The organism is uncultured Virgibacillus sp. (genome assembly GCF_947495635.1).
GTDB classification, from domain to species: Bacteria; Bacillota; Bacilli; order Bacillales; family Amphibacillaceae; genus Virgibacillus; species Virgibacillus salarius.
The window spans coordinates 1-715 of sequence record NZ_CANMAB010000212.1 but is presented as its reverse complement, the minus strand read 5'-3'; the positions used below and the strand labels follow the sequence as shown (position 1 = coordinate 715).

Sequence of the window (715 nt, the reverse complement as noted above, 5' to 3'; positions counted from 1 at the left end):
CAGGCGGCGCCTACTTACCTATCGATCCAACACATCCAATCGATCGAATCAATTATATGATAGAAGATGCCAAACTGGACGTACTCGTGACGACTTCATCCTATGCAAATAAAACGGCTTTTGCAGGAATGATTGTCAATCTTGCAGACTCAAGCGCTTATCAAGCTGATTCTACCAATCTGGATATAAACCATGAATCTCGTGATCTAGCCTATGTTATGTATACATCTGGAACGACTGGAAAAGCAAAAGGTGTCATGGTAAGTCATGCGAATCTCATTAATTACACAGTTGCGATGATCCAAAAAATTAACCTTACATCGACAGATGAAACGGCTTTATTATCCTCCTATGCGTTTGATTTAGGCTATACAACCATTTATACGGCATTACTGAGCGGGATTACGTTACACATCGCTTCTGAGAGCACCTATAAGGATCCAAACAAATTAGTATCATTCATTGGGAAGCATTGTACGTATGTTAAAATGACCCCTTCGCTGTTTTCTGTGATGATGCAATCCGATGAATTAGATACCTTCCTGCAAACAGGAAAACTTCGTTTACTAATCCTAGGTGGAGAACCATTAAATCGGAACGATTTAACACATTTTTTTGCCAAGGATACAGAAAATAAGATTTGTTTTATGAATCACTATGGACCAACCGAAACCACGATCGGTTGTATGGCAACGGAAATCGATCGACAAGAAAT

General features: G+C 39.4%; 1 protein-coding gene. It reads left to right on the top strand.

The window, feature by feature from the left end; genetic code table 11:
- On the top strand, nt 1-715 hold a 715-nt coding region (locus Q1A47_RS20525; protein ID WP_299632749.1), incomplete at both ends, for an AMP-binding protein.